The organism is Cellulomonas sp. NPDC057328, assembly GCF_042667215.1.
GTDB lineage: Bacteria > Actinomycetota > Actinomycetes > Actinomycetales > Cellulomonadaceae > Cellulomonas.
Genome location: NZ_JBHUZW010000154.1, coordinates 1 through 7,277, shown reverse-complemented (window position 1 = coordinate 7,277; position 7,277 = coordinate 1). Strand labels below are relative to the sequence as shown.

The window sequence follows — 7,277 nt, the reverse complement described above, 5'->3', positions numbered from 1 at the left end:
ACATAGACCACCGTCTCCTCGACGCCCATCCTAAAGAACGACTACAACCACACGGCACCCAGCACGGCGGCCGTCACGAGGACGGCCCGCCGCGCCGGGCGCCGGTTGGTGGGGCTCACCGCCGGCGGGCGGCCGGGGTGGTGCGGTGCGACCGGGCGACGAGCACGCCGGCCCCGGCGAGCAGGAGGCCGCCGACCAGCGACAGCGCGAGGCCCAGAGGACGCTCCGACGCCGCGGCCTGACCGCCCGTGCCGGCGGGCACGGTGTCGACGCCGAGCTCGCGGGCGAGCATGAGCGCGTGGTCGAGGTGCCGCTGCACGACGGGCGCGGACGCCGTCGCAAGGTCCTTCACGGCCTGCTCGGACCCGGCGGCGAGCTCCCGCTCGCCGAGGGCCAGCGTCGCGCGGTGCGACTCGATCTGCAGGTACAGCCAGGCCGTGTCGAAGTCCTGGCCGTCCTCGGCCTGCACCTCGGCGAGCGCCGCCTGCTGCTCGGGCGTCGGCGTGCCGGGCAGCGCGACGCCGAGCTGCTGCGCGACGGCGGTGAGCTGGGCGTCGAGCGCCGTGTGGTCGGTGACGAGCTGCTGGCCCATCTCCTTGACGCCGGGCGTCGCGGCCTCGGCGAGCGCCGCCTGCCCGGCGGCGATCTCCGCCAGGTTGCCCTGGTGGGCGGCGACGAGGAACTCCTGGTCCTGCGCGTTCGGTGCGGCCGCGGCGGGCGCCGCGGCCAGCGCGAGGCCGGCGACGGCGGCCACCAGCACGGCGACCGGACGGGTGAGCTTCTTCATCGGGGTCCCCTTCGTGGACGTGCGTGGACCCGTCCACGGTGCGCCCCGCCGCGCCAGGACGCTCGTCCGGGGCGCGATCCGGGGGCGCCGGTCGGCGTGTCGGCGCTGTCCCGCCGTCGCGCCGTCGTCCCGCCCCCGTGCGGCCGTCGTCTCGCTCCGCGAGGGCTGAGCCGCGGCGCACGGACGCACGTGGTGCCGCCGGGTGCACCCGGCGGCCCCTCGTGCGTCGCGTCAGCCGAACAGGCGCGGCAGCGTGCCCTCCCAGACCTCGCGCGCCTCGGACAGCGGCAGCGTGAACAGGCCGGCGATCTCGACCGCGGCCTCGTGCGCGTGGTCCGGGTCGCCCGCGACGGTGCCCGCACCCGGCGAGCAGGTCTCGGCCGTCTCGCCGAGGCGGATCACCGGGACGCCGCGCGCCGTGCACAGGTCGGCGAACCGCACCTCCTCCGAGCGCGGCACCGCGACGAGCGCGCGGGCCGTCGACTCGGAGAACAGCGCCTCGAACGGGGTGACGCCGTCGCGCGCGCACAGGCCGTCGAGGTCCACCTGCACGCCGACGCCGTGCCGCAGGCTCGACTCGACGAGCGCCTGCGCGAGGCCGCCCTCGGACAGGTCGTGCGCGGCGTCGACGAGCTCGTCGCGCGCCGCGGTCGCGAGGACCTGCGCGAGCCGCCGCTCGGCGTCGAGGTCGACGCGCGGCGGGGTGCCGCCCAGGTGGTCGTGCACGACCTCGGCCCACGCGGAGCCGTCGAGCTCGCCGCGCGTCGTGCCGAGCAGGTAGACGGCCTGGCCGGGCGCCGTCCAGCCGGAGCGCACGGCGTGGGCGACGTCGTCGAGGACGCCGAGCACGCCGACGACCGGCGTCGGGTGGATCGACGAGTCGAGCTGCCCGGGCTCGCCCGTGCCGTTGTAGAGCGACACGTTGCCGCCGGTCACGGGGACCTCGAGCGTCTGGCACGCGTCGGCGAGCCCGCGGATCGCCTCGACGAGCTGCCACATCGAGTCGGGGTGCTCGGGGCTGCCGAAGTTGAGGCAGTCCGTGACGGCGAGCGGCCGCGCGCCGGACGTGGCGACGTTGCGGTACGCCTCCGCGAGCGCGAGCTGCGCCCCCGTGTACGGGTCGAGCTTCGCGAACCGGCCGTTGGCGTCGGTCGCGAGCGCGACGCCCAGGCCCGTCGTCTCGTCGACGCGGACGACGCCCGCGTCGTCCGGCTGCGCGAGCGCGGTGTTGCCCTGCACGAAGCGGTCGTACTGGTCCGTCACCCACGCCGGCGACGCGAGGTTCGGCGATCCGGCCAGGCGCAGGACCGTGGCGCGCAGCTCCTCGGCCGTCGACGGGCGCGCGTACCGCTCCCGCCCCTCGGGGGTGCTCACGGAGTCGGCGACGAGCGCGTCCTGCCATGCCGGGCGCGCGTACGGGCGGTCGTAGACGGGACCCTCGTGCGCGACCGTCCTCGGGTCGACGTCGACGATGCGCTGCCCGAAGTGGTCGATCGTGAGGCGGCCGGTGCCGGTGACCTCGCCGATGACGGCCGTCTCGACGTCCCACCGCGACGTGATCGCGAGGAACTCGTCGAGCTTCTCCGGCCGGACGACGGCCATCATCCGCTCCTGCGACTCCGACATGAGGATCTCGCCGGCCGTCAGCGTGGGGTCGCGCAGCAGCACGTTCTCGAGGTCGACGTGCATGCCGCCGTCGCCGTTCGACGCGAGCTCGCTGGTCGCGCAGGAGATGCCCGCGGCGCCGAGGTCCTGGATGCCCTCGACGACCTTCGCCGCGTACAGCTCGAGGCAGCACTCGATGAGCACCTTCTCCATGAACGGGTCGCCGACCTGCACGCTCGGGCGCTTGGACGGCTTCGTGTCGTCGAAGGTCTCCGAGGCGAGGATCGACGCGCCGCCGATGCCGTCGCCGCCCGTGCGCGCGCCGAACAGCACGACCTTGTTGCCCACGCCCGACGCGTTGGCCAGGTGGATGTCCTCGTGCCGCAGCACGCCCAGGCACAGCGCGTTGACCAGCGGGTTGCCCTGGTAGCAGGCGTCGAACACGAGCTCGCCGCCGATGTTCGGCAGCCCGAGGCTGTTGCCGTATCCGCCGACGCCCGAGACGACGCCGTGCACGACGCGCGCCGTGTCCGGGTGGTCGACCGCGCCGAAGCGCAGCTGGTCCATGACGGCGACGGGCCGCGCGCCCATCGAGATGATGTCGCGGACGATGCCGCCGACGCCCGTCGCGGCGCCCTGGTACGGCTCCACGTAGGACGGGTGGTTGTGCGACTCGACCTTGAACGTGACCGCCCAGCCGTCGCCGATGTCGACGACGCCCGCGTTCTCGCCGATGCCGACGAGCAGGTGCTCCTTCATCGCCGGCGTCGTCTTCTCGCCGAACTGGCGCAGGTGCGTCTTCGACGACTTGTACGAGCAGTGCTCCGACCACATGACGGAGTACATGGCGAGCTCCGCCGCCGTGGGGCGCCGGCCGAGGATGTCGCGGATGCGCTGGTACTCGTCCGGCTTGAGGCCGAGCTCGGCGAACGGCTGGACCTGGTCGGGCGTCGCGGCCGCGTTCTCGACCGTGTCGGAGGCGTGCTGCGGGGTGGGCGCGTCGGCGGGGCGCACAGGTGCGGTGGTCATCGGTTCCCTCGGTGGGGGCCCGGGCACCGGGGGCGGCTCGCCCTCACCGGGCCTCGCCCCACCAGTCCCGCGCCGCGGGTCGGCAGACAGGCCCAGCGTACCGGCGCGGACCGGTCGCCCGACCGCGGCGTCCCGCGGCGTGGGCGCGCCGCCGTCCCGGTGGGTGGGGGTCACCGGGACGGCGGCGCGGTCGTGCGGTCGTGCGGTCGTGCGGCGGTCAGCGCGTCGGGAAGCTGTCCGCCGTCATGATCCGGCTGCGGACGAACTGGCCGGACTGCGTGAGCTGCGACGTCCCGTAGCTCGAGCCGGCGCACGTGCCGGGGCGGAACGCGGCGCTGCTCTCGTTCGCGTCGGAGTACGTCCAGTTGACGTGGCTGATCTTCAGGGAGTCGAGCAGGTCGAGCCACGCCGTCGAGCTCGCGAGGTCGACGGTGCCGCCACCGGTCGCGCTGGTCGTGCCCCACTCGGAGACGAACAGCGGCAGCCGCTGCGCCGCGCTGCGCACCTCGGCGCGGTAGTTGTCGAGGTGCGACGCCGCGTAGAAGTGGAACGTGTACATGATGTTGTCGAACGCGAGCGGGTTGGCCACGATCTCCGCCGACGTCGAGCCGTTGGAGACGCCCAGCGAGGACCAGCCGCGGGTGCCGACGAGGATCACCGCGTCGGGGTCGGCGGCCTTGATGATCGGGATGACCTGGTTGGCGTAGGTGCGGATCTGCTCCCACGTGACGCCGTTCGGCTCGTTCGCGATCTCGTAGATGACGTTCTTCTTGGCGGCGTTGCGCGTGGCGACGTTCCGGAAGAAGGTCTTCGCGTTCTCCAGGTTCACGTTCGGGTCACCGGGCGTGAGCGTGTGGAAGTCCACGATCGCGTACATGCCGCGCCGCTCGGCCTCGTCGACGAGGGAGTTGACGCGCGCGGTGAACCCGGGCGGGTCGGTGACGTACCCGTTCTCGTTGACGTACATCGCGATGCGAAAGACGTCCGCCTTCCAGTCGTTCGCGAGCGTGTCGAGCGAGGCGGTGTTGTAGCAGCCCGGGAACCACTGCAGGCCGTGCGAGCTGATGCCGCGCAGCTGGATCGGCCTGCCGTACTGGTTGCAGAGGTTCACGCCGCACACGCGCAGCTGGCCGTTGATCGCGACGGGCGTCGTGCCGGTCGGCTGCTGGGGCGTGGTCGTGGGCGTGGGGGTGGGTGTGGGCGTCCGGGTCGGCGTCGGCGTCGGGGTGCCGGTGGCCGAGCCCGTGCAGGCGACGCCGTTGACGGTGAACTGCGTCGGGACCGGGTTGGACCCGCTCCACGAGCCGTTGAAGCCGAAGCTCGCGGTGCCGCCGGTGCGGACGGATCCGTTCCAGCCGGAGTCCCGCACGGTGACGGCGCTGCCCGACTGGGTGGCGGTCCCGTTCCACGCCTGCGTGACCCGCTGGCCGGACCCGAAGGTCCAGCCGACGGTCCAGCCCGTCAGCGGGTCGCCGAGGTTGGTGATCCTCACGTCGGCGCCGAACCCGCCGCCCCACTGGTTCGTGATGGTGTAGTCGACCCGGCAGCCGGCCGCGGCCTGCGCCGACGTGGCGGTGATCGTGCCGATCCCCGTCACCGCCAGCAGGGCCGCGGACAGCAGGGCTGCCGCCCTGGTGCGCTGGGACATGCGTCTCCTCGAAGGGTGTGCGCGCGGTGCCGCGCCCCGCTCCGCCGCGGGGCCCGCAGCGGTCGCCGCGTCGAGGACCGAGGGTGCGCCGCGCGGGCGTCCGCGGCCAGTGCCCGGAGCACCTCGAATCGTTTCGGGTGCCGTGGCGGGCCGGACGCGGGCCGCCGGCCGCCGGGCGCGCGCCGGGCTCACGCGCGCAGCCGCTTCTCGACGGCCGTCCAGCCACGGGCGCGCACGGTCAGGCGGACGTCCGCGAGCTGCGCGGTCAGCGCGGCGGCCTGCTCGGCCACGGCGTCCGCCGCGGCGCGGCCCACGTCGTCGAGCAGCTCGACGGCCACCTCGCCGTCGGCGCGCTGCACCCAGCCGCCGACGACCCGCCCGTCCACCCAGACGGTCGGCCCCGCGTTGCCGTTGCGGTCGTACACCTGCTCCCGGTGCGTCCCGAGGAACGGGTCGCGGTGCTTCCAGCCCATCGCCGTCGGGTCGAGCGCGGGCAGCAGCGCGACCCACGGGTCCGGCGGCGCGACCTCGTCGGCGTCGTCGGCGAGCAGGACACCCGGCGCGCCGTCCTCGAGCACGACGTCGACCGTGTCGAGTGCCGCCAGCGCGGCCTTCGTGCGCGCGACCGTCCAGCCCGCCCACCACTGCAGGTCCGCCGGCCGCGCCGGCCCGTACGCGTGCAGCCACAGCCGCGCGAGCGTCGCGGCGGCGTCCGCGAGCGCGGGCACCGGCCCGAGGTCGCGCCAGGCCGCCGGCGTCGTCCAGCGGAACTGCGGCGCCGCCCAGCCGCCGACCTGCCGCCCGCGCAGCACCCGCCCCTCGGCGGACAGGGTCGTGAGCAGGCGGCTCGCCACGCTCTGCGTGGTCTCGTACTTCTTGCCGGGCTCCAGCGTGACGCGCGTCGCGAGCAGCGGGTCGGCGGCGGCGAGCTCCGGGGCCGTCGCCTCGCCGGCCGCCGCGATCGCGTCGAGCAGGGCCCGCTCGGCACGGGCCACCCAGGGGCCCGGGTCCTCCGTCACCCCCGACGCGACGAGCAGCTGGTGCAGGATCCGGCGCTGCTGCGCCGCCACCGTGTCGCCCGCCGCCACGAAGGCCGTCGCGGCGAGGTCGTGCGGCACGGCGAACAGGGTGCGGCGCATGGCGAGCACGCGGATCAGGTCCCGGTCGTCGTAGAGCGCCCGCTCCACGTCCGCCGTGGTGGCGCCGGGCGCCCGCGCGAGAGCGGACAGCACCGTGGACGCCGGGTCCGTGCTGTGCAGCGCGACGACGGCCCGCGCGGCGTCCACGGGCCCGGCGGCACCCTGCCCCGGCGCGAGGGCGTGGCGGCGCCCGAGCCGGGCACGCCGCTCGGCCGCACTCACGGTCCTGGGCCTGCCGGAGGTCGTCACACCGCGGACGCTAGCGGCCGCCGCCCACACGGCCCGACTCGGCCCGCGCGGGGGGCGGTCGACCGGGGTCCGGCGACGACGCGCTGACCTGCACCTCCATGAGAGAACCGTCATGCCCGATCCGTCCCGTGCGCCCGTTCGGTCCCGATAACCTGCCGACGCCGCGCCGCTCCGCCGCGTGGCCTCCCCGTCCTCCCGACGTGGCCGGCGCATGCCCGCGCCCGTCCGCCCGACCCGAACGAGGCCCGATGCACCCCCGCACCGCCGCGGCAGCCGCCCCCCGGACCGTGGTCAGGACGACCGCGCTCACCCTCGCCGCGTCCGCCGCCCTCCTCACCGCGACCGCGACGGGTGCCGCCGCCGGGTCCGACGCCCCGACGCCGTACCGCGTCACCGGCGCGGGCCTCGAGCTGCCGGCGGGGCACGTGCTCGGCGAGCACGCGCACCTCAACGTGCTGTGGACGTCGCCCGCCGGCGGGGGCGCGACGAACGTCCACGTCGAGGGCGCCGGCACGCCGTGGCACGACCTGCTCGGCGCCGCATCGGTCACCTGGGACCGCCTCGGGCTGCCCGCGGACGCGTGCGTGCGCTGGGTGCAGGTCGCCGGGTTCGACGAGCACTTCGGCGAGGGCGGTCAGGCACCCGTGTGCCGGACGCCCTCCCCCGCACCCGCGGTGCCCGCACCCGCGGCGCCCGCCCCGCAGCCCGCCGCACCGGTCCCGGCTCCGGCCGCGAGCGCGCCGGCGCCCGCCGCCCCGCCGGCCGACGCCGCCGACGCTCCCGCGCCCACGACGGCTCCGCCGGCGGCCACCCCGACGCC

General features: G+C 75.7%; 4 protein-coding genes and 1 pseudogene. 1 reads left to right on the top strand and 4 read right to left on the bottom strand.

Annotation, left to right across the window (positions count from 1 at the left end; genetic code table 11):
- Positions 1–115: 115 nt before the first annotated feature.
- The 4 genes from ACFUMH_RS17790 to ACFUMH_RS17775 form a co-directional block, all read right to left on the bottom strand.
- Positions 116–787 (bottom strand): DUF4142 domain-containing protein, encoded by a 672-nt coding sequence (locus ACFUMH_RS17790; protein ID WP_378208688.1) that lies wholly within the window; start codon positions 785–787, stop codon positions 116–118.
- A 231-nt stretch (positions 788–1,018) separates the two neighbouring features.
- Complete coding sequence (gene purL, locus ACFUMH_RS17785) at positions 1,019–3,421, bottom strand: phosphoribosylformylglycinamidine synthase subunit PurL (protein ID WP_378208686.1); 2,403 nt, start codon at positions 3,419–3,421, stop codon at positions 1,019–1,021.
- Positions 3,422–3,638: 217 nt separating this feature from the next.
- Positions 3,639–5,069, bottom strand: coding sequence for a cellulase family glycosylhydrolase (locus ACFUMH_RS17780; RefSeq protein WP_378208684.1), 1,431 nt, complete (start codon positions 5,067–5,069; stop codon positions 3,639–3,641).
- Positions 5,070–5,257: 188 nt separating this feature from the next.
- Positions 5,258–6,355, bottom strand: coding sequence for a winged helix DNA-binding domain-containing protein (locus ACFUMH_RS17775; RefSeq protein ID WP_378208682.1), 1,098 nt, complete (start codon positions 6,353–6,355; stop codon positions 5,258–5,260).
- A 350-nt stretch (positions 6,356–6,705) separates the two neighbouring features.
- On the opposite strand from ACFUMH_RS17775, the pseudogene ACFUMH_RS17770 reads away from it, so the two are divergent.
- Positions 6,706–7,277: pseudogene (locus tag ACFUMH_RS17770) on the top strand (hypothetical protein); the annotation flags it as partial.

What these genes read in the sequence shown, in the direction of transcription:
- ACFUMH_RS17790 (WP_378208688.1), bottom strand. Translation starts at nt 787, where the DNA reads ATGAAGAAGCTCACCCGTCCGGTCGCCGTGCTGGTGGCCGCCGTCGCC.
- purL (WP_378208686.1), bottom strand. Translation starts at nt 3,421, where the DNA reads ATGACCACCGCACCTGTGCGCCCCGCCGACGCGCCCACCCCGCAGCAC.
- ACFUMH_RS17780 (WP_378208684.1), bottom strand. Translation starts at nt 5,069, where the DNA reads ATGTCCCAGCGCACCAGGGCGGCAGCCCTGCTGTCCGCGGCCCTGCTG.